Origin of the sequence: Photobacterium jeanii (genome assembly GCF_001650345.1) — a bacterium.
GTDB classification, from domain to species: domain Bacteria; phylum Pseudomonadota; class Gammaproteobacteria; order Enterobacterales; family Vibrionaceae; genus Photobacterium; species Photobacterium jeanii.
Genome location: NZ_LVHF01000012.1, coordinates 493,541 through 515,832, shown reverse-complemented (window position 1 = coordinate 515,832; position 22,292 = coordinate 493,541). Strand labels below are relative to the sequence as shown.

The window sequence follows — 22,292 nt, the reverse complement described above, 5'->3', positions numbered from 1 at the left end:
CAAATGAAGGCGGTTAGTTTTGAAGCCGCTGCCATGCTTCACAAATATCACGGAATTTTTCGGCGTCACCATTAGGGCGGTCAGGGTGCCAGCGTAGGGCTAACTTACGCCATTGTCGGCGTATTTGAGCGGAAGATGCATCATGAGGGAGGTCAAATAACGCGAGATCTTCTGGGCGTGCTTGTAGCGAGGATGGCGATGGATTATTGCCTATATGGCTTTGGTATCGACGCCAAAATGAAGACAGCAATGACTGGATAGTATCTGTATCGGCATCATAGTTTTGCCAGTCAAGATAGTAGCTGCGCAAAGGATCATCGTTATCGATCTGGTGTTCATGGCTACTTGTATTCGCCATTAAGCAAATATCCATGGCTTGCGCTTGCAGCCATTGCTTAGGTAGCAGCATCTCTTGCAGCTGATAAAGAGCATTCATTAATAAGAAGTTGCGTTTGAACAGGTCTTTTTCTGCGTTCTCATCAAGCTGAGACAATATCCCGCGTTGTTTTAGTTCATCGGCGAGGGTATGGATCATCCAGCCGCTTGGTTGCTGCTTTAAGATCGAAATCATAGGCCAGATGAGAGGGTTATCGTATTCAGAGTACTGCTCAATATTCATCGTGTTCTTTTTATTAATAACTTTGCTATTACTCTAGCAGACTTAGGGACGTCAGGTACAAAAAAGGCCATCAAATGATGGCCTTAGTGTTTACTCGGTTACGCTGTTAGCGTGTTGAGCTCTTACTGTGCAAGTGAGTAGAAGATTGCAGAGATAGAGATCAGGCCGATTAGCGTCACGAAGATGTTGCTTAGTGCGCCAGAGTACTTACGCATTGAAGGTACTTTCTTGATTGCGTACATCGGCATGATGAACAGTAGCATCGCGATGATAGGGCCACCTAGGCTCTCGATCATACCAAGGATACTTGGGTTGATAGTGGCAACAGCCCAAGAAGTCACAAGCATGAATAGCGCAGTGATAGTGTTCAGTTTCTTAGGACCGATTTCTTTGTTGCGGTCACGAGCCAGCTTAACGATCAGACCATTTAGACCTTCACTTGCACCAAGGTAGTGACCAAGGAAAGACTTAGTGATTGCGATGATAGCAACGATTGGCGCAACGTAAGCGATAGTCGGTGTATCAAAGTGGTTTGATAGGTAAGTTAGGATAGAAACGTTCTGCGCTTTTGCTTCTGCAAGGTTTGCAGGCGATAGGCTTAGTACACAGCTGAATACGAAGAACATAACAACCATAACCATCATGATGTGAGCGCGAGCAAGAATGCGAGAACATTGCTTCTCTGCTTGCTCACCGTACTCTTTTTGTTTCGCAACAGCGAAAGAAGAGATCACAGGAGAGTGGTTGAACGAGAATACCATTACTGGAAGGATCAGCCATACTGCCATTAGGATAGTGCTGATGCCGCCTTCTGCTGGCATTACTTGATCGAAGATTGCACCGTTCCAGTAAGGAACAAGGTAAAGCGCAAGCATTAGTAGTACAGCAACGAATGGGAATACTAGCACGCTCATTGCTTTAACGATTAGTTGTTCACCAAGACGAACAACAGCCATTAGACCAACGATAAGAACGAATGCAAGAATTGCACGTGCTGGTGGCTCAATACCCAGTTGGTTAAGCATGAAGCTTTCAACTGTGTTAGTTAGTGCCACACTGTAAACCAATAGAATTGGGTAGATAGCAAAGAAGTAAAGTAGGGTGATTACTTTACCCATGCCTGCACCGAAGTGTTCTTCTACTACTTCAGTGATATCTGCGCCTGGGTTAGAGCTTGATAGAACAAAGCGCGTCATACCACGGTGAGCAAAGAAAGTCATAGGTAGAGCAAGTAGTGCCATTACGATTAGTGGGATAAGACCGCCCACACCTGCGTTGATTGGCAAAAATAGTGTACCTGCACCTACGGCGGTACCAAATAGGCCTAGAACCCAGATAGTATCGTTTTTGCTCCAGCCAAGTTTGGCTGCGCTGTTTGATGATGAAGAGTCAACAGTATTGTTTTTCACAGTGTCCATTATGGACATCTCCTTTATAGGTATATTGATATAGCCTTCAAAGGGTCTTCGCTAGTGATACTCGTACTGCCCAATTGATGAGTTGGACTGAAAAAGTAATGCATCCATGTTTCGTCAGTGACGAACCGATAACAAGCAGTGAGCATTGACGTGTAGTACTTACTGTACAGACAAGAAAAGAAGCGGTTGGTGAAGTTGAGTAACGGAAGGGAAATTCAGATAATTCTCAAAGTTAAACAAGTGACGGGTCCTGAGTCATTCATGCGTATCCATGCGGCCAAATTGTGCGACTAATGCCAATGTGTGCTGTGTATCTCTAATTAAAACCTTATAAATACTAATGAAACCCTGATGACGGGAAGGAGTATAGGGGATTAGGCGTAGTACAACTATTGATTTCTGACAAGTTATGTATCGATTGAGCAAAAATTATCATTTGTATAACAAATGATTTGGTGTTTGCTGTTGGTATATTGAGCGATGCGATACTTTATTCGTCGCGTCTGTTCTTTTTATTAAAAAATAATTAATGGTGACAAATAAATTAATTCAAATTATATCTACCGATAATTGCCTTTTCGCTTATTCAGTAGGTTTCGTAACTTATGTTTTACTTTTAATTTAATATGAAATCATGCGCTAAGATAATAGTTGTATTGATGGCCGTGTTGAGTGATGTGTGTGCGAGGATGCTTGCTGTACGGGGTTGTAGAAGATGAGCAGCTTATGCGTGGCTCGCGTGTTTGACCTGATAGCTGAACTGCGATTTTAGATTAAGCTTAATTTTACTTGGTATAAGTACGGTATTAATGCAGCGAAATAGCGCTATCTTTTTTAAACGTCAAGTATTCGTTTCTTCTACCTGAGTTTTATCTGATTACACTTCACATAGTGTTAAATTGAGTGTTATTTAGAGGTAAACGGAGAATAACTAAGAGGTATATGGGAGCGGTAGTTTGCTGTTTTTTGCGAAGGTTTTGATGCATAAATATCAGGAAGAATTGGGCGTAGATTGCTTTAATAGTGTGAGATAAATTGATGCCAAAGTGTGCCCTTAGGATGACAGATAATAAAAAACGCGCAGCGGAAAGCTGCGCGTTTTAGGCTAAGTTGAACCGTCAGTATTAAATAGTAACTGACGTCGCGTTCAATTAGTCACGGAAGTTGTCAAACTGGAATGGCTGACCAAGATCAGATTCGCGGATCAGTGCCATTGTCGCTTGAAGATCATCACGCTTCTTGCCCGTTACGCGAACTTTATCGCCTTGGATAGAAGCTTGAACTTTTAGCTTCGCATCTTTAATCAGTTTAACCACTTTTTTAGCAACGGCTTGATCTACGCCTTGCTTGAACTCAACTATGCAAGAGAAAGACTTACCTGTACGGGTTGTTTCTTTCTGCTCCATAGATTGTGCGTCAACGTAACGTTTTGCTAGGTTGCTGCGAAGAATACTCACAAGCTGAGTTAATTGGAAATCTGATTCAGTTGTAATTTTAACTGCATCTTTTTCTAGTTTGATACTTGCATCAACACCACGGAAGTCGAAACGAGTTTCTAGTTCACGTGCAGAGTTGTCTACCGCATTTCTTACTTCAACCAAATCGACTTCAGAAATAATATCAAAAGAAGGCATGTCTAGATTCCTAGTTTTATCAAGTTATTACCAAGCGTAATGGTGATTGTACAACTTGGTATAAGAAAAAGGGGCTTAGCCCCTTTAGTCAAAATTATTGTTTGTGCTTAATCGCATCAGCCAGCATATCAAGCATGGTAACGGTATCGTCCCAGTTAATACATGGGTCGGTGATCGACTGACCATACGTTAGCTCGCTAAGCTTACAACCATTTACTGCTTGGTTACCTTCAACGATAAAGCTTTCAGCCATAATACCAGCAATCGAGGTACTGCCATTACGAATTTGTTGGCAGATGTCTTCCGCTACATTCAATTGCTGACGGTGCTGTTTCTGACAGTTACCGTGGCTGAAATCGACAATCAGACGTGGAGGTAACTCAAAGCTTTCCAATGTCTGACACGAGTTCGCAATATCTTCAGCATGGTAGTTAGGCGCTTTACCGCCACGAAGAATAACGTGACCATAAGGATTGCCTGATGTGCGGTAGATAGTCATTTGACCATCTTTTGCTGGCGAGCAGAAAATGTGAGATTCACGTGTTGCGCGAATTGCATCAACAGCAATCTTAATGTTGCCATCTGTACCGTTTTTAAAGCCTACTGGGCAAGACAGAGCAGATGCCATTTCACGGTGAATCTGTGATTCAGTGGTACGCGCACCAATAGCGCCCCAAGAAATAAGATCTGCGATGTACTGACCAGTAATCATATCTAGGAATTCAGTTGCGGTGGCTAAGCCAAGCTTGTTGATATCAACCAACAGCTTACGCGCTTTATGTAAACCAGCAACAAGATCCAAGCTACCATCTAGGTGCGGATCTGATACCAAACCTTTCCAACCTACAACCGTGCGTGGTTTTTCAAAGTAGGTACGCATTACGATACAAAGTTCGTCTTTGTATTGGTCTTGAATATCAGCAAGACGCTTAGCGTAATCTAATGCGGCATCGGTATCATGCACCGAACATGGACCTACGATAACAAGCAGTCGGTTATCTTCACCGGCAAGGATTTGCTCTACTTGACGACGACACTGGGCCACATGGTCTGCGATTTCATCTGTAATAGGGTAGGCAGCTTCAACTTCAGCTGGTGCAGGCATCGCACCTAAGCTAACGGTACGGAGTTCATCGGTTTTCATTGGCATAATACGTTTGCCTACCTTGGTATCTCAAATTAACGACGCGTTAAGATAGCCCAAATGACGTCAGGAATAAACCAAACATGTGATATGACGTAAGTTTTTCCCAAAAAATCCATCGCTTTGTTACGATTCCGTAATTATTCGTTATCCAGCTATCTCGGTTAAGAATAGATAAGGTGAATAAATCCTTTCAATTTTTCTTGCTAATCCCCTACATATACGTCATGTTGCAAATGCTAATTCTTGTTTTCGTCATGGATGATAGGAGTGCAATTAGAGCCTTATGACAAACCCTACCGCAATACCGTTAAACACCACGTATGTACTGACTCAGGTTGAACAATTGCAACAAACTGACCCTATTGGTTTGGTGTCAATAGATGATCTTGTTCGCCATCATTTCGCGTTTCACCCTTATGTGTATTCCCGTAGTCATGATCTCGATGCTGACCAACAAGCAGAGCTTGCTAAAGAGTGTGGTGACATGCCTGCCGCTGAATATTATGTCAGCGAACTTGCAAACATATTGATTAAAGCAGCACAACAGCAGGCTAATAAAGAGCAAGTCTTACGTGTCGCGCTATCAGGCGTGGAATCCTCAAGTCGACGCCAGCAGCAAGGCAATCAGTTAGAGCCACAAGAAGTGAATCCTGCGATGGGCTTACGTGGTGTATCGCGTTTTGCTAATACCTATCATCGCCCTAGTTTTGAGCTCGATTGTGAAGCGATTAAGCGAGCGAGAATGGGCGAGAAGCTACACAATATCGAATTGGTTATCCCTTTTGTCCGCACATTCAGTGAAGCGGCAACTGTGATTGATATTTTGGCGGAACAAGGGTTATGTCGAGGTGCGCAGGGTTTAAAAGTACACCTGTTTGTTGAGTTACCTGCGAACGCACTGCTGGCTGAGAAGTTCTTACAATATTTCGATGGTCTGGTGGTCGATATCGACGTGCTAGCGCAATTTACTCTTGCGCTTGATCCTGAGCATCAAGATCTGACATACCTGTATGATGAGCAAAATGAAGCGGTGCTAACTTTGCTTCGCCATAGCTTAAAAGCCGCTGAAAAAGCAGGTAAGCCGTGTGAAGTGGTAAGTCGTCATCTCGATGATTCACCAAAGCTTGTTCATTGGTTACATGAGCAGGGCGTGAGTCAGGTGATCAAAGCTAGTTACTTGAAGGCAGATTAAGAAACAGAATAACGTTATCACTTACTTAGACAAGATTATTGAAAACGCCCACTTAGGGCGTTTTTGCTATTGGGGTATTTTCTAATACCGCGAATCGAGCGAACAGTGTGGGGATAAGAGGGCACTATAAGCAATCTTGCTGTGACAATAACTCGTAGTCAGCAAGTGGATCGTTCGTAAAGCTATAAGATAAATGCTTGCAGATCTGGTGGGTGTCATCGGAAAACTTAAACGTGACATTAGCAATCAGCTGACCATTGTTCTTCTTTTGAATGGTGATCTCCGAGGTATGATTGTCGTTGTCGAGTACAAATGGCTCTAACCATCCTTCTTGCCATGACATTTGCATCAGCACTGAGTGGGCTTTTTCTTCCAGCGCTTTCGGCTCACTGATCAGTTTTTGATAAGCCAGAAAGCTAAATAAAGCCAATATAGCCAAACATACCTTAGTTACATTCGTCATGCCGCCCTCAGTGATTTTCTGCGCAATTGTCTGAATTGTCATTAATTCATGCTGTTATCAGCGAATAAATATGACTTAACAGGTATAGACTTATTTTCTATGCAATTAAAAGTTAAGCGCTGAAAAAGTGGGGTTGATCAAATCTTTAAGGTTTGAAATTTGAAGTTTTGGTGTTTGAAAGGAAGCCTGTGTCGCACACAGGCTTTATTGACGAAGTCGATTTACCTTAATAGCAGTGTACGCAGCGGTGTTTTTTCAATTAGCTTGGTAATTCCCATAGAGATAATAAAAGTCACAGGAACAGCACTAAGTCCGACCCAACTGCCTTGCCAATTGAGTAATAGTGAAAGGTTAAATAGGTAAATCACAATGAGCATGTGAACAAGATATACCCCAAGCACGTCCTTGCTGTATGAGGTTACGGATGACTTGGCTCCAAATTGTGGAAATGCCAATAGCAGCATGAAAATACCAACAGCCCACAGTGGCGTACCTAATAAGAAATCATGGGTATTAAATGGCACATCATAATGAGTTAGCATGAATGCCTCACCTAAGTGCATTCCCATCCCAGTAACAGCGAGACAGCCTGCAATAAGAGGGGAGAGTCGCCACTCTTGGTGTTGAATATAAAAGCCAATAGCGACCATCAAGCCACTAAAAAAAGGACCGTTTCGGGTAAATATTGGTGCAGATAGCTCGAATATGGGTTGATAGCTGCCAGCCATAAGCCCATAAAGGTAGAGTGCAATAAGGCTTGGTAAAAGCCACTGGGTTTGTTTTAGGTGTATAAAGCCAGCAATCACGGTTACTGCACAAACTAAGCCTGGAATATACCAAAGGTGAACCATTCCCCCTTCAAAAACACTATTTAACGGCTGCTGTAATAAGTACTGCCAATAGCCCATGCGTTCGGCAAGATAGCCGTTTTCACTGAGCACTTTTAAGTTAAAAGGTGCGATGAGGTAAATCAGACTCCATGCCAGCCAAACCTTGAGCAATGTTTGGCTGTAGCGTTTAACGGTTGGGAAAGGGGTAGCCAGTAATTTAGGCGCTATTAGGTATCCGGCAATCAGAAAGAAGAGTGGCACTGCGAAACGACTAAGCTGATTTAGCAGCAATGCAAACCAAGGAACGTCATCAAAGACTGGTGTTGTGTAGAACACACTGCAATGGATCATAATAATGGCAAATAGGGCGATCATGCGTCCCCATTCAAAGCTGGCTATGTAGTTATGCTTTGTTGTTAGTGGTCCTTGAGTTGTATTGCTTTGTGTCTTTGCTTGTAGGTCGAAAAGGCGATCACTCATGAATTAATTGATACCAAAAATTAAGTCTTTCGCAAAAGCTATCGATCGCACGAATGGTTTTCTAGCCTGAGAGGTGACAAAAAGGAGAAAACTTAGAGCTAGGTTGAAGTCTTAACCATGAAGTGTGAGCGCTATCGAGAAATTTCGTAGCGCTAACTTTCTTTTATTCTCTTTAGTGCGCGTACTAAGACGAGCAGCTGATCTCAAGGGTTTTCCCCCAATCGGGTGGTAAATCCGCTAATTTCTCAAACTCTGGATGTTCATCGAAAGGGGTGGAAAGCACTGTCATTAACTGCTCAATTTTCTCGAAATCACCTTGTTCTGCCGCAGCAATTGCTTGTTGAGCCAAATAGTTACGCAAAATGAATTTAGGGTTCGTCGCTTGCATTGCCTTGAGTCGCTGAGCATCAGAGGTTTGTATTAATTCTGCTTCAACGCGATCTTGATAGGATTGCAGCCATTGGCTAAGTAGTTCGTGGTTATTGCTACAAAGTGTTGTTTGGGCGGAACTGGCTTTTAATATTTCGTCTTGGCTGATAGCTATTCGAGCATGTGTTAAGTGGCTTAAGGTACGGAAGAATCGGGTGTAATCGAGCGCCAATGCTTGAAGTAGCTGGAATAGGCTTTGGAATAGCTCTGCATCATTATCTTGTTTTGTTGTCAGCCCGAGTTTGGCGCGCATACGCTGACTAAATTCAACCTGCAATCGTGGTTCGTAGCTGTCTAATATCGTATTGAGCTTTTCATCTTGAATAATAGGAGAAAGCGCATAACCAAGTGCAGCAAGATTCCAAAGGGCAATGCTTGGCTGCTGATTAAACGCGTATCGACCCGAGTAGTCAGAGTGATTACAGATAAAGTGGCGGTTGTAGTCGTCAAGAAACCCGTAAGGACCATAATCAAACGTCAGTCCGAGAATCGACATATTATCCGTATTCATTACACCATGAGCAAAGCCAACACTTTGCCAGTCGGCAATCATGGTTGCAGTTCGGGCAACGACTTGCTCAAACCAGGCTTCGTAGCGGCTCTCATCATCACTGATCGTGGTAAGTAATTCAGGAAAGTGATGCTGAATGACATAATCAGCGAGCTGCTTGAGTTCTTGGTGTTGCTGGCTATAAAACAAATATTCAAAATGACCAAAACGTACATGGCTTTCCGCCACGCGAACAAGTGTTGCGCCGCGCTCAATTTGCTCACGATAAACCGGTGTTGTGCTGGTTAAAATCGCAAGAGCATGGGTAGTCGCAATCCCTAAGCCATGCATAGCAGCACTGGCGAGGTATTCGCGAATGGATGAACGCAGTACTGCGCGCCCATCGCCTTGGCGTGAATAGGGTGTGAGCCCTGAGCCTTTCAAATGAATATCCCACTTATTGCCTGTAGAAGTGGTGACTTCTCCCATCAATAAACCACGTCCATCGCCTAAATCTGGGTTGTATTGCCCAAATTGATGCCCTGTGTACTTCATCGCGAGAGGTTCAAATTGCGGTAGGGTGCGGTTACCAGTAAATAATTCAATAAAGTCTTGGCTGGCTGCGACCTGAACATCCAATTCGAGCATGTCGCTTACTTGCGGGTTAACACTCACTAGAAAAGGATCGCTTAACGGTTGAGGGTTAACTCGGGTATATAAGCTCGTTGGTAGTTGAGCAAAGGTGTTATTAACAGTCAGTTGTTCCAGCGAGCGAGCCATGCGACATCCTGTAGGTAGTGATCCAGAAAGGGTATTGCTGCTAACCCTAATGGTTTTTAACAATTTAACAACCACGGATTTATTACGGTTTTCCGATAAAGAAAGTATAGATAGAGGAGGCTAGGCGTTGGGTAAGACGAGGAATTAGAGTGTTAAGAGCTGAAAGGTTGAGATTTAAGAAATAGATACTCGCACTTGCCAGACGCTAGCAGTGGAAGTGCGAGTTTGATTTTGGTTGTTACCCTTGCGGTAATTGCAACTCTTTGGCGAGCTTGGATTCCGTTTTTTTAGGCTCTTTGGTTTTACTGGTATCAGATAGCGAGTCTAAGCTGTTTTCTTCTTTCTTGGCTGGCTGCTCATCTTCTTCAGTTGCTTTAGCCGAGGACTTCTTCCTTGGCGTAAGATCAATAGCCTCAATATCTACCACTTTGGAGCGGTTCATGATGATCTTCCAGCGCTGAATTCGCACGGTTTTGTCTTCATCAGTTTCTTTGGTGATCAAGTTGATCAAATGACGTTTCTCAACAGAATCTTTTGTTACCTGACCATCTTTAAGGTGGTAAATACGCTGCGAGCCTTTTTCCATCAAACTGGCGACAATACGCAAATCAAGCATGATGGACTCACGAGTTTGCTCATAACCCGTTAGGAATTTAGTTGGCGACATGCGGGTCGTGCTTTTGTAATGCAACACGGCTTCTTCACGCTGTGACACCTTGTGTTTACGCGCTTTACGAATATCGGCGTCGAGCTTATTGAATTGGGTGTATTCCAGCCACTCAAGCTGACGACCGATTAGGTGTCCACTGTTAGCATCGGAGAATTGTTTACGCCATTTAGGTTTACCTTTACGTACCCAGCGCCAAAGCATTTGCTTTAAGTCATCTTTAAAGACTTCACGCGCAGCGTAAATGAAAGACAGCACCAAAATGAAAGAGGCGGTAATATCGCCCAATACACCACGCGCTTTGATCAGCATGATAGTAACGAAAATCATCACAAAACCTGCCGCAAAACCTGTGACGATCTTGCGGGTGTTTTTACCGAGCTCGATGGTTTTTTCATTCATGGTTACCGGATATTCGATCAAACGACGCAGAAGACGCATTTTGTTCGACATCCGAGTTGGGTCTTGCATTGCTTTGCTGGAGTTATAGTTATGCTTTTCGCGGTGCTCAGCTTCTTTTTGGCAAACGTCTAATAATAGGTCGCGAATATTGTTGTAGTCGTTACCACGAGGTAAGTGAGCTACCAACTGTAAGCAACGCTGCTCAGTGAACCATGAAAGGTAATTGTCGATATTTTCGTAATATTTAAGCAGCTTTTTATCGGTCGGAATACTTCGGCGTAATCGCTTTAAAATACGAACCGTTAATTGAGCGACTTCTTCCACTTCTTCAGTGGTGCGATCTTGCTTATCGTCGAGTAACTGCTGAGAGGTTTTCTCGAGTGCTAGCGCATATTGATAGGCAAATAAACTCAAACTTAAACGGTATTGTTCGGTTGAAAGTTTACCGCGACTGGCAAGGCGACTGTGAACAAGCGGGAGGTGGTTAACGTCACTAAAATAAGTGCGTTTGCCGTGAATGGCATTGTGGTAGAACTCGTCTTCGCTAACGATTTTATCGGTTAGTCCAAGTTCACCGGGAACGAAAATGAAAAGATCTAACTGTCGATTGGTCGTTTCTTGAATGACATGGGAGATTTTAACTTTATGCCCGTCTTTTTTTTCAACAGTGATCACGTTGACAAATTACCTCTGGTTGGTTTGTTTTATTCTAGTTGATTTCATACACCTTTAGCAGTTGATTTTACTGCTCTAAATGTCAATAGCATGAAATTTCGTCAATATTTTTCCAGATAGGTCAGGCAGTAGTGAAGAACATCACGTATAATGCGTCCGGTAAAACTATTGAAATTATTAACCCTGAGAGTGTCATAAATGATTAGAATTGGACAATACAACACATTAGAAGTCGTCAAATTAGTTGATTTTGGCGTTTTTCTTGATGGTGGTGAAGACTTTGGCAATATTTTACTGCCGAAATCGTCTGTTCCAGCAGACACTCAACTGGGTGATAAGCTTGAAGTGTTTGTTTACTTCGATTCGCACGATGAAGTTATTGCTACTACCAAACAACCAAAAGCGATCGTAGGTGATTTTGCTCTGCTACGTGTGGTTGGTATTTGTGGTGTGGGCGCGTTTGTTGATTGGGGACTAGAGAAAGACTTATTAGTGCCGTTCAGTGAGCAACGTCGTCGCCTAGAGGTTGGTCAAGACATCATGGTGCGCATCTACACAGATAAAGCATCTGGCCGTATCGTTGGTTCGACTAAGTTCAACCGCTTCTTAGATAAAACCCCTGCGAAATATAAAGTGGGTGAAGAAGTACGTGTCACTATCGCAGAAATTACTGACTTAGGTTACAAAGCTGTGATCGAAGGTAAGCACTGGGGTCTACTATTTAAGACGGAAGCTTTTGGTAAGTTGTTCGTTGGTAAGAGCCTAAAAGTTTACATCAAAGAAATTCGCCCAGACGGTAAAATTAACCTGTCGCTACAACGTGCAGGTAAAGCGGGTGTTGATGAGCTAGCCGATAAAATCCTAACGACACTTGAGCGTAAAGGTGGCTTTGTGCCACTAAGCGATAAGTCAGCGCCGGAAGATATTTTTAAAGAGTTCCGTACAAGTAAGGCTACGTTTAAGAAAACCATTGGTGGTCTTTACAAGAAAGGACTTATCGTTATTGAACGTGAAGGTATTCGCCTAAACGACAACGATTAATCTTGAGCGTGTAGATTCACGCATTACAAGTTTTCTAAATGCCTCCCTGTTTCTATTTTCTAAATAGTGCAGGGAGGCATTTTTATTTGCACTGTTTTTAGCTCTTTATTGATACATTCATCTAACTTTGTGCTTGCGCAAAAAATGGCAGGTTAGTGGCGTTTTTTAGTTAAAAAGGCTAGTAAATGTAAATTTTTCTAGTTATACATGTAAGGCAAATTACAACTTAGTATCAAAGCGTTGCGCCAATTAGGATGTATGGCGTGGCATAAAACTAAAAGGATTTACTATGAATGTGTTGAAAAGCTCTGTAGTGGCTATTGCAGTGGCAATGGCTTGTGCTGCCAATGTTCAGGCTGCAGAGGTTCCCGCTGGAGTTAAGCTGGCTAAAGTGCAAGAACTGGTGCGCGGTAATGGCGATGAAGTGCCAACGTTGGACCCAACGTTTTCATCTGACACTGCGAGTTCACGCGTTATTCAAGATATGTTTGAAGGTCTAGTGACTGAAGACCTAGATGGTAACGTGGTACCAGCACTGGCAACAAGCTGGGAAGTCGATGACTCTGGTATGGTTTATACATTCCACATTCGTGACGATGCATTGTGGTCAAACGGTAAGCCAATTGAAGCACGTGATTTTGAATATAGTTTAAAACGTGCCATCAATCCGGCGACAGCAGCACCTTATGCTTGGTATCTGACAATGGCGCAAATCCACAATGCAGATGCGATTAGTAAGGGGAACAAGCCGATTGATGAGCTTGGCGTTAAAGCAATTGATGCGAAAACACTGCAAATCACACTAGATAAGCCAGTTCCGTACTTTACGAAGATGATGGTTCACCCATCAACATATCCTGTTTATAAAGACGCCGTCGAGAAATACGGTGATAACTGGACTAAACCAGAAAATATTGTCACGAGCAGTGCCTATAAGTTGTCTAAGTGGGTACTGAATGAGCGTATTGTTCTAGAGCAAAATGATCGCTACTGGAATAACGATAAGACTGTGATCACTAAGGTGACATACCTACCAATTCAAGATTTGACTGCGGAATATAACCGTTTCCGTACCGGTGAAATCGACATTACCTCTTCTTTCCCATTAGAGCAGTACAACGCAATCAAGAAAGAGCGCCCGAACGAGCTGCTAACCATGCCGTCACTTGGTACTTATTACTACCTGTTCAACATGGATAAAGCGCCGTTTGATGATGCTCGCGTTCGTAAAGCGTTGGCGTACTCAATTGACCGTAACGTTGTGACTGACATTATTCTTGGTCAAGGTCAGCTTCCTGCATACAGTGTAACGCCACCGTCAGTGGCAGGTTTTGATGCACCTGAACTTGCTTGGGGTGAGCTAAGCCAGAAAGAGCGTAATCAAAAAGCGAAAGAGCTGCTAACGGAAGCGGGTTATGGTCCAAGTAACCCACTTGAGTTTGAACTGGTGTACAACACCAGTGAGTCTCATAAGAAATTGGCGCTGGTGGTTTCTTCTATGTGGAAGAAAAACCTTGGTGTGAAAGTAGAGCTCGCTAACCAAGAATGGAAAACGTTCTTACAGAAATTGGGCGAGAAGGATTTTCAGTTAGCACGTTATGCATGGGTAGGGGATTATAACGAAGCATCAACCTTCTTATCTTACTTTGAAAGTCACGGTATGAATTACTCTGGTTGGAGTAATATTGATTACGATAAAGCGATGGCAAATGCGATTAAAGCGCCAGATAACAGCAAGCGTAACCAATACTATCAAACGGCTGAGCAAGTGTTTGCACAAGAAATGCCTGCGATCCCATTGTATTTCTATACTCGTTCAGTGTTGAAACAAACCAAAGTTGGCGGGTACTCAAAAGTGAATGCCAGCGATGCTCGTTTCACTCGTGACATGTATATAACGCAATAAGTATTTAATTGCTTAACAAGCCGAGCCTTAGTGCTCGGCTTGTTTTTTTGATGAGTTTTTAACGGGAGTAAGTGTTGAGTCAGTGGTTAACATGGGCAAAAGAGCTTCAAGCTTTAAGCCAAGCAGGCAAAGCTTATTCGAAAGATAACTATGATATTGAGCGTTTTGAAACTATTGAAAACATCTCCCATAAGATGTTTGCAGAGTTGAGTGGTACGCCAGTTGAACGTGTTCAGCAGTTGTTTATTCCTGAGTCAGGCTACCCGACACCTAAGGTGGATTTACGGGCTGGCGTGATTAAAGATAATAAGATATTGCTGGTGCGTGAACGTGAAGATAATTGTTGGACCTTACCTGGTGGTTGGGCGGATGTGAATGAAACGCCGTCGCAAGGTGTAATACGTGAAGTGTTTGAAGAGTCTGGCTATAAAGTCGATAAACCTAGGTTGGTTGCTATAAAAGATCGCGCAATTCATCCGTATGTGCCGACATATCCTTTTCATATTTATAAGATGTTTTTTCTGTGTGATTTTGTCTCTGGTTCTCCTGAGATAAATATCGAGATATCAGAAATTGGCTTTTTTGAACTGGATAATTTACCTCCGCTATCGGAGAGTCGAGTGTTAGTTGAAGATATCGCCATGATGTTCGAGCACAATCGAAAGCCCAATTTAACTGTGTTGGTTGATTAAAGCCGAAGTGTTTACACAATGTGGTAAAGGGAGTTGCTGAGCTTGGTCTTTCTCTTTGTCATTTTGACTGCAACGTATATTCGTTGTTTTATCTTTCTTCGGGACACTTCAAATTTTAGTTTTCAGTAGCTGTAACCCTGAATTACTGTTGCGAGATAACTCCACATTAAAATTGATTTAAGATGAGCCTATCCACTTGATTTGTTAACGTTTGTACTTAATTTCACAACAGGATAAACAGAACAATGAAATGGATGAAAGCGGGTGTTTTTACGTTAGCATCACTTATCATGCTAGGTTGCCAATCAACGAGTAACGGGCCTGAAAAAGCCGAAGAACCATACAATAGAGCGGCAGTAGAGCGTTATGTTGATCAGCTCTATACCAAGACTGAGCGCGTGGTATCGGCTCAAGATGGCATGGTAAGTCGTGATGGCAATCAGATCTCGATTTTACTCGATGGCGATCGTAGTTTTGACTACAACAGTGCTTATATACGTAGTGATAGCCATAAAGTATTGAGTGCGCTTTCAGCCTTAATGGCAAAAAATGAAAAAGCGAAACTGTTTATTGGTGGTCACACCGACAGTAAAGGCCGTGAAGAGTATAACCGCTCACTTTCACAAAAACGTGCCAACTCTGTTGCTCATTATTTAAAATTGCGTGGTGTTGAAGATGAGCGTATTAGCACTTACGGCTTTGGCGAAGTGAGCCCAATCGCGGACAACGCGACTTCATGGGGACGCCAAAAGAACCGCCGTATCGATATTCGTATCACACCAATCTTGGATGAGTTTTAACTAATAGTTAATCCACTTGTCACTATTGAATGAGAATATTTTGGCGTAGTAGCGCAGTAATGCAGTTAGCTAAATAAGTGCGAGGCTAGTCTATTACGCCATTGATCGTTTCAGCAGGATAGCTTGAACGGTTGCTTAAACTAAGAGGTACAATTAAGAGAGAAATAGGATGGAAATGAAAAAGGAACTTGAACAGGAATATTCACTACCAGAACTATCAGCAAATGCTGCAATGACTTGGGCGGGATATTTTATTTTCTTCGCAATGTTTATATCTATGTTATTGGGCGTCATTATTGCTCATGGTTAATTGCAAACCTGCAATATAAACAATCCGATGGCAGCGATGATGCCAGATGCTAAGAGCCATATAAACACTAGTGATATCTAGTAGATAAACATAGAAATACCGCACTAACGCCAATCTTAATAATAATAACTTTGTTGCCGCAATACTCAGTCAGAGAGCATGTAACATGATACAGAGTAGGGAACATAAGGATAAGCAATGGTGATTAATCTTAGCCTTAATCCAAACTAAAACACCCCAGTATGATTTACTGGGGTGTTTTTTATCTGGGTGTTACGCAAAATGTATTCGCATACATATCGGCATGTAGACTTGGTTAGCTACACACCGAACAGTTTGCTTGTTTGCCCAATTTCATCTCACGCCAGTTCATGCTCATGGCATCTAGCATTAAGATTTTGCCCGTTAGTGGTGTACCCATGTTAGCTGCGACTTTAATGGCTTCCATTGCTTGAACTGCACCAACAATACCGACAACAGGTGACATGATCCCAGCTTCAACACAGCTAAGCGCTTGTTGACCGAATAGGGCGCTCAAACAGTTATAACAAGGTTGGTCGCCTTGGTAAGTGTACACACTGATTTGACCTTCCATACGAATAGCCGCACCAGAGATCAATGGTGTTTTAGTTTGAAAACATAAATGGTTGAGTTGATTACGCGTATCAACGTTATCACTACAATCTAGCACTAGAGTGTGCGCTTCGATCAATGGCAGCAATTCTTCATCTGAAAGACGTTTGGCAACTGTTTCAACCACTACGTTAGGGTTGATAGTTTGCAGCGCGTGTTTAGCAGATTCAACCTTCAGTTGACCAACGGTACCATCGTTATGCAGCACCTGACGCTGAAGGTTAGATACTTCTACCTTGTCGTCATCAATCAACGTCAATTTGCCAACACCCGCAGCAGCAAGATATTGAGTTGAGGCACAGCCTAAACCACCAGCGCCAAGCACAAGCATTGAAGCTCCTTTTAGTGCTTCTTGCCCTTCAAAATCAAACTGACGAAGAATGATTTGGCGGTTGTAGCGAAGCATTTCTGCATCGGTTAATTCGACCACGGTAAATCCTATTCTCAGCTATTAATACATAGTGTGATTGAATAGCTCAATCGTCACTTCTTCGCCAGCTTCAACACGGCCGCGTTCACGTTCTAGTACCACAAAGCAGTTGGCATGGTGCATGGAGCTAAAGGCGCCAGAGCCTTGGTTGCCAGTGGTTGCGACTTCAACTTGACCTTCAGCATTGATCGAATAAATACCGCGTTGGAAGTCAGTACGACCAGGGCGTTTCTTAAATAGTGTTGTCGCTTTTGCCTTCATGCGTTGCGGTGCTTGGTATTGCGTATGACCAGACAGTTTTGCCAGCATAGGTTGTACTAGCTGGTATAGCGTTAGCATTGCAGACACTGGGTTACCCGGAAGGCCACAGAACCACGCGTTGTTGATGGTACCAAACGCAAATGGTTTGCCCGGTTTCATCGCGATTTTCCAGAAGCCGATTTCACCTTGTTCATCAAGAATATCTTTGGTGTAGTCAGCTTCACCCACGCTTACACCGCCAGAGGTCACTAATACATCAGCTTCGGTTGATGCCTTATGGAAAGCTTCACGAAGTTGTTCAGGGCAATCAGGAATAATGCCAAGATCCAGTACGTCACAACCAAATTTTTCAAGTAGGGCGCGAATGCCGTAGCGGTTGCTATCGTAGATTTGACCTGCTTCTAGCGGCTCACCAAGTGGGCGTAGCTCATCACCGGTTGAGAAGAAAGCCACTTTGGGGCGAACCAAAACAGAAATAGTCGCAATACCCAATGACGCAAGTAACGGCATTTCACGTGCAGTAATACGCGTACCTTTAGCAACTACGACATCGTTAAGACGAACATCATCACCAATTGGGCGAACATTGTCATTTGCTGGTGGTTTAACAAGGAAACGGATGTTATCACCATCAACGTCAGTTTCTTCCTGCATAACAACCGCATCAGCACCTTCTGGCATTTGAGCGCCAGTCATGATGCGAATACATTGACCTGCGTGCCACTCTCCTTCAAAAGGGATGCCAGCAAAAGACTTACCCGCTAGCGTAAGTGTATCTGTGTTCGCGAGATCAGCGGTGCGAACGGCATAACCGTCCATCGCTGAGTTTGCAAATGGAGGAACATTAATTGGCGAGCGAATGTCTTCGGCAACCACGTAACCCATTGCATCAGGTAAAGCGATGGTGGTTGAACCCTCAAGCGGGGTTACTTGGTCAAGAATCTTTTCAAGTGCAGTTTCGACAGGCATTAGGCCTGGAGTATCGCAACATCCCATAATCAGTGGTGTCCGTCGTTTAATTGTACCCTCACAGTATATTCTGTTGGGGGCAGGAGAGATAAGTCTTGGCTTACTTCGTCTTTATACCAATCAACACCAGTGTGGTGCATTTATTGGTATGCGCTTCAATTATGACAAAAAATTTCAGTCTGCCCCACTGTAAATATGAGGAAAACGATGATTCTATCGCCATGTCGTTGCAGGAAATGTTGATTCCTAAGCCAAAAGAGGTAGAACCAGGAAAAAACACCTAACAATTACGAGGTGTAATTCTTCTCATTTGTCTGTATCCTTCCTCACAGCATTAAACACTGGCATTGTTCAAAATAGGCACTTAGCATTCAGCCTGAGCCAAGTGGAGGGAAAGAATGACAGTAATGAGTGAATCAGCACAGCTAGTTCGCGATGCGCTAGTCGCACGCGGTTTAGAAACTCCGATGACAGATAAAGTTGTTAGTCGTGAGGAGAAAAAAGAAAAGATTGAATACCACATGCGTGAAATTCTGGAGCTGCTATCGCTAGATCTAAGCGATGATAGTCTGACGGAAACACCGCATCGTATCGCAAAGATGTATGTGGATGAGGTTTTTTCAGGGCTGGATTACACCAACTTTCCAAAAATCACAGTCATCGAAAATAAGATGAAATGTGATGAAATGGTACGAGTAAAAGACATCACTTTAACCAGCACCTGTGAGCACCACTTGGTGACTATTGATGGTAAAGCGACGGTTGCGTATATCCCACGCGGTAAGATTATCGGCTTATCGAAGATCAACCGTATTGTTCGCTTCTTTGCTCAACGCCCACAAGTACAAGAACGTCTAACACAGCAAATCCTGGTGGCATTGCAAACATTGCTAGAAAGTGATGACGTAGCTGTGACCATTGATGCAACGCATTACTGTGTTAAAGCGCGTGGTGTCATGGATGCAACCAGCGAAACGACAACAACAGCATTGGGTGGTATTTTCAAAAAGAATCCCGCAACCCGTGCAGAGTTTCTACACGGCATTCGCTAATTCCGTGACGATAAAAAATCGAATATAAAAAACGCGCCCCTTCAATTGAAGGGGCGCGTTTTTATTAACGGTTAATTTTGTGGGTTTTAACTAACTCTATTAATCCTTGCCGTGCACACTTTGCGTTGCTGGCTGATCCGTTACAGTACTCGCCATAGCTTGGGTTTCACTTTCTACTTGGTTACGTGTTTTCCAAAGCGAAGCCACAATAGCAATGGTAATCGTTAGGGCAATTACCACTAATGATACCGGTGTTGGAATCGCATAAGCCGTTTCCATCAATAGCATCTTGATACCAATGAAACTCAAGATGAATGCTAACGCCACTCGTAGGTAGCAGAAGCGCGTCAACATCCCTTCAAGTACAAAGTACAGTGAACGCAGACCCAATAGCGCAAATACGTTCGCTGTTAGCACCAAGAACGGTTCTTGAGTAACCGCAAAGATCGCCGGGATAGAATCAAGCGCGAACATCACATCGGTTAACGCAATCACTGCCACCACAATTAATAGTGGTGTCGCAATCCAGCCCATGCTGTCTTTGTAGAACATCGCGGTTCCACGGTAGTCATTAGATACGCGTACACACTTCTTCACTAATCGAACAGGTAGACTGTCAGAGAAGTCTTCTTGCTCCTCTTCACCTTCACGCCATAATTTGTAGCCAGTGTAGAGTAGGAAAGCGGCAAATACGTATAACACCCAGTGGAACTCTTTAAGCAATTGAGCACCAACGCCAATCATGATTGCACGTAGTATAAGTGCGCCAACCACACCTAACATCAAGACTCGCGGACGCAAATGCTGTGGTACCGAAAACTGACTGAAAATCAGTGCGAACACAAAGAGGTTATCTACGCTGAGAGATTTCTCAAGTAAGTAACCAGTTAGAAATGCAGTCGCTGCTTCGCTGTTGGTGTAGCTACTTCCTGGCGCCATAACAGGCCAGTAGTAGTAAATCACCATGTTGAAGATCAAAGCCAAGAACACCCAAAACAAGCTCCAAATAGCCGCTTTTTTAATGGTGACTTTGCCACCTCGGGTTTGGTAAAGATCCAGTGCCAACATACATAAAGTAAGTAGGGCAAAGCCTTCGTAGGAAAAAAGGCTCATAAGGGTAACTCCTTCAAACGAATACCATTGTTTGGTTTCATATCAACTGAGGTTTGTGTGATCAGATTGATATCAGTTTCGGCAAACGTGGAAGGGCTGGCAGGACAGAATGCACTGACAAAGACCTTCCACGCATAACATACAAGTACACTTCCAGTGCACTCAGGCAACCGCAACTTTCGCTGCATAGGTGCCTTGCTTATGGTGTTGGTCTTGTCAAAGTGAGATGAGATTTCAGGTCTACTTACGACTGCCGGAAGCATGAGGCTTCGGGATGACGACAGGCGAACACAAGTCAGTGTAAACAGTGACGAGCGTGACTACTCCCCAAACAAGTGGATTCTATGCCTGAAATTTGATTCGCGCTAGTTATTTTTTCACAGAATGAACTGTTTTTTTGCCATCGGTAGATCCTTCTCTGACATCACACTCTGTCATAAAAGTCATTTCCTTAAATACAGCATAAATGAGTGAGTATGAAAGCGTGTCAGCAGTATTCAATAACAAGAAGGTTATTAACTAACAAGTTTGGCAGTTTTACTTGTTTTTTATTTTAGACTGATAGTCAGCTCTTGTAATCTCTGTCTTTAATATGTTTTTGTGAAATAGCTATTTATAATAGAACGCGAATGTAATTGGATGCGGTTTTTTGTTTTTTTTTGTTTGTTATTCTTTAGATGTGTCTAAGTTATGAATAAACGTAAACTTAATCGACTGCTATAGTGTTTGTAAATGACAGTCTTAGACTAGGATGCTGTTGTATCTATCAATAACCACGATGAATAAATAACATTATAATCTTACATCTATTTGTTATTCCCATAAGGTCATTGTCTTTAACTTTGTTAACTAATTGAGTGTCAACATAGAATTAAGCGAGCGTAAATAGCTCATTTATGTGTGAATTTATGCCTTGTGTTGCATTTCGCTTTCTCCGTTTAGAGTAATTAATCTACTTTATCTGTTTGTTATGTATTGATTTGTTTTTTCATGTAACTTGATTTGTGCTTTTTGGCAGCGTCAGGATAATAGCGTTCTCTTTTTTGCCTGTAGAGGAGAGTAATATGAATTTAAATAATAAAGATGGCCTGCAAACAATTAAATCTATGTTAGATATGATTCGTGAGATTGGTATTGACCTAGATGAACGTAATGTACAAGAAAAACTCTACGTTTTAGAGATGAAATACAACATCAAGGCCGTTATTGATGCAGCGAAACAGTGTGGGTTAGAAATTAATAAAGATGACGTAAAGACGGCAATTACTGCGGTAACAATTAATTTTGATTCTTGCGATGGTAACTTAGAACATCATTTATTGAGCATCCTTGAATCACAAAGCCACTCTTTGTACAAGAAAGCAATTAAAACCACACCAGAGTTTCAGCAACTACTTTACATGGTAGGCGAAGCGGTTGATTATCGAAAATAAGAACTAAAATAATAAATTAAAAGATAGCTTAATTATGTTGAACCTAAATAAACTTAAAAAATTGATTCAGATTTCTAAAGTAATGGAGCTTAATTTACGTGATGATAACGTAAAGACATGCATTGTTGCTGTTTCATTGGACGATGGTATACATGAAACGAACTTGAGTGAAGCGCTCATGTCCGGTTATCGTTCTCAATCTACCGTCTTTATGAATGCCTTAAAATGTACCGTTGAGTTCAAAGCGGCTTCAAATATATTAACTACTGAGATAGAGAAGTCTTTAACTGCTCTATAATATCTTATTGTTTGACTCTTCCATTTATACTTGATTTGAGATTATGACAGCGCGCCCATTATGAGTGCGTTGTCATTTTTGACTCATTCATAACTTAATGTAATCGATAAAAACTGAAAAATGCAGAT

21 protein-coding genes are annotated in these 22,292 nt (G+C 42.6%); 10 read left to right on the top strand and 11 right to left on the bottom strand.

Features of this window, described 5'->3' with window-relative positions:
• Positions 1-13 precede the first annotated feature (13 nt).
• The 4 genes from A3K86_RS03735 to A3K86_RS03720 all read right to left on the bottom strand — a co-directional run bounded on the left by A3K86_RS03735 (position 14) and on the right by A3K86_RS03720 (position 4,821).
• Complete coding sequence (locus A3K86_RS03735; RefSeq protein WP_068327900.1) at positions 14-619, bottom strand: DNA-J related domain-containing protein; 606 nt, start codon at positions 617-619, stop codon at positions 14-16.
• A gap of 122 nt (positions 620-741) precedes the next feature.
• The gene (locus tag A3K86_RS03730; protein ID WP_068327896.1) at positions 742-2,037 is read right to left on the bottom strand and encodes a serine/threonine transporter; all 1,296 of its coding nucleotides are present in this window, start codon (positions 2,035-2,037) and stop codon (positions 742-744) included.
• A 1,151-nt stretch (positions 2,038-3,188) separates the two neighbouring features.
• Positions 3,189-3,671 (bottom strand): YajQ family cyclic di-GMP-binding protein, encoded by a 483-nt coding sequence (locus A3K86_RS03725; protein ID WP_068327893.1) that lies wholly within the window; start codon positions 3,669-3,671, stop codon positions 3,189-3,191.
• Between the two features lie 94 nt (positions 3,672-3,765).
• A complete protein-coding gene (locus tag A3K86_RS03720) occupies positions 3,766-4,821 on the bottom strand; it encodes a 3-deoxy-7-phosphoheptulonate synthase (RefSeq protein WP_068327890.1) in 1,056 nt (351 codons plus the stop codon).
• A gap of 280 nt (positions 4,822-5,101) precedes the next feature.
• Here A3K86_RS03720 and A3K86_RS03715 point away from each other — a divergent pair, with 280 nt between their 5' ends.
• Positions 5,102-6,010: a putative PEP-binding protein gene (locus A3K86_RS03715; RefSeq protein ID WP_068327882.1), complete on the top strand. Its 909-nt coding sequence runs from the start codon at positions 5,102-5,104 to the stop codon at positions 6,008-6,010.
• A 124-nt stretch (positions 6,011-6,134) separates the two neighbouring features.
• Here the strand turns inward: A3K86_RS03715 and A3K86_RS03710 are convergent, their stop codons facing one another.
• The 4 genes from A3K86_RS03710 to A3K86_RS03695 all read right to left on the bottom strand — a co-directional run bounded on the left by A3K86_RS03710 (position 6,135) and on the right by A3K86_RS03695 (position 11,226).
• Entirely contained in the window at positions 6,135-6,515 is a 381-nt protein-coding gene (locus tag A3K86_RS03710; protein ID WP_068327881.1) for a hypothetical protein, read from the bottom strand.
• Positions 6,516-6,694: 179 nt separating this feature from the next.
• Positions 6,695-7,783, bottom strand: a complete 1,089-nt coding sequence (locus A3K86_RS03705; RefSeq protein ID WP_084406501.1) for an acyltransferase — start codon at positions 7,781-7,783, stop codon at positions 6,695-6,697.
• Between the two features lie 184 nt (positions 7,784-7,967).
• The gene (locus A3K86_RS03700) at positions 7,968-9,482 is read right to left on the bottom strand and encodes a protein adenylyltransferase SelO (protein WP_068327880.1); all 1,515 of its coding nucleotides are present in this window, start codon (positions 9,480-9,482) and stop codon (positions 7,968-7,970) included.
• Between the two features lie 238 nt (positions 9,483-9,720).
• The gene (locus A3K86_RS03695; protein ID WP_232321900.1) at positions 9,721-11,226 is read right to left on the bottom strand and encodes a hypothetical protein; all 1,506 of its coding nucleotides are present in this window, start codon (positions 11,224-11,226) and stop codon (positions 9,721-9,723) included.
• Positions 11,227-11,424: 198 nt separating this feature from the next.
• Here A3K86_RS03695 and A3K86_RS03690 point away from each other — a divergent pair, with 198 nt between their 5' ends.
• The 5 genes from A3K86_RS03690 (at position 11,425) to A3K86_RS23050 (ending at position 15,975) form a co-directional block, all read left to right on the top strand.
• Positions 11,425-12,267, top strand: coding sequence for a CvfB family protein (locus tag A3K86_RS03690; RefSeq protein ID WP_068327879.1), 843 nt, complete (start codon positions 11,425-11,427; stop codon positions 12,265-12,267).
• 289 nt (positions 12,268-12,556) lie between these two features.
• Positions 12,557-14,173 (top strand): peptide ABC transporter substrate-binding protein, encoded by a 1,617-nt coding sequence (locus tag A3K86_RS03685; protein WP_068327877.1) that lies wholly within the window; start codon positions 12,557-12,559, stop codon positions 14,171-14,173.
• A gap of 74 nt (positions 14,174-14,247) precedes the next feature.
• The gene (locus A3K86_RS03680; RefSeq protein ID WP_068327874.1) at positions 14,248-14,865 is read left to right on the top strand and encodes an NUDIX hydrolase; all 618 of its coding nucleotides are present in this window, start codon (positions 14,248-14,250) and stop codon (positions 14,863-14,865) included.
• Positions 14,866-15,110: 245 nt separating this feature from the next.
• A complete protein-coding gene (locus A3K86_RS03675; RefSeq protein ID WP_068327870.1) occupies positions 15,111-15,665 on the top strand; it encodes an OmpA family protein in 555 nt (184 codons plus the stop codon).
• Positions 15,666-15,840: 175 nt separating this feature from the next.
• Positions 15,841-15,975 carry a hypothetical protein gene (locus A3K86_RS23050; protein ID WP_269747595.1) on the top strand — a complete coding sequence of 45 codons (135 nt, stop codon included), beginning with the start codon at positions 15,841-15,843 and terminating at the stop codon, positions 15,973-15,975.
• A gap of 316 nt (positions 15,976-16,291) precedes the next feature.
• On the opposite strand, the gene moeB is transcribed toward A3K86_RS23050, so the two are convergent.
• On the bottom strand, positions 16,292-17,038 hold the full coding sequence (moeB, locus tag A3K86_RS03670; protein ID WP_084406500.1) for a molybdopterin-synthase adenylyltransferase MoeB: 747 nt from the start codon (positions 17,036-17,038) through the stop codon (positions 16,292-16,294).
• 21 nt (positions 17,039-17,059) lie between these two features.
• The gene (gene moeA / locus A3K86_RS03665; protein ID WP_068327867.1) at positions 17,060-18,295 is read right to left on the bottom strand and encodes a molybdopterin molybdotransferase MoeA; all 1,236 of its coding nucleotides are present in this window, start codon (positions 18,293-18,295) and stop codon (positions 17,060-17,062) included.
• A 68-nt stretch (positions 18,296-18,363) separates the two neighbouring features.
• Between moeA and A3K86_RS22615 the strand changes: the two genes are divergently transcribed.
• Together A3K86_RS22615 and folE are read left to right on the top strand one after the other, a co-directional pair.
• A complete protein-coding gene (locus tag A3K86_RS22615) occupies positions 18,364-18,552 on the top strand; it encodes a hypothetical protein (RefSeq protein WP_146145575.1) in 189 nt (62 codons plus the stop codon).
• Positions 18,553-18,666: 114 nt separating this feature from the next.
• Positions 18,667-19,320: a GTP cyclohydrolase I FolE gene (folE, locus tag A3K86_RS03660; RefSeq protein WP_068327863.1), complete on the top strand. Its 654-nt coding sequence runs from the start codon at positions 18,667-18,669 to the stop codon at positions 19,318-19,320.
• Positions 19,321-19,419: 99 nt separating this feature from the next.
• Here the strand turns inward: folE and A3K86_RS03655 are convergent, their stop codons facing one another.
• A complete protein-coding gene (locus A3K86_RS03655) occupies positions 19,420-20,433 on the bottom strand; it encodes a TerC family protein (RefSeq protein ID WP_068327859.1) in 1,014 nt (337 codons plus the stop codon).
• Positions 20,434-21,497: 1,064 nt separating this feature from the next.
• Between A3K86_RS03655 and A3K86_RS03650 the strand changes: the two genes are divergently transcribed.
• Entirely contained in the window at positions 21,498-21,866 is a 369-nt protein-coding gene (locus A3K86_RS03650; RefSeq protein ID WP_068327855.1) for a hypothetical protein, read from the top strand.
• A 34-nt stretch (positions 21,867-21,900) separates the two neighbouring features.
• On the top strand, positions 21,901-22,164 hold the full coding sequence (locus A3K86_RS03645) for a hypothetical protein (protein WP_068327852.1): 264 nt from the start codon (positions 21,901-21,903) through the stop codon (positions 22,162-22,164).
• The last annotated feature ends 128 nt before the right edge of the window (positions 22,165-22,292 follow it).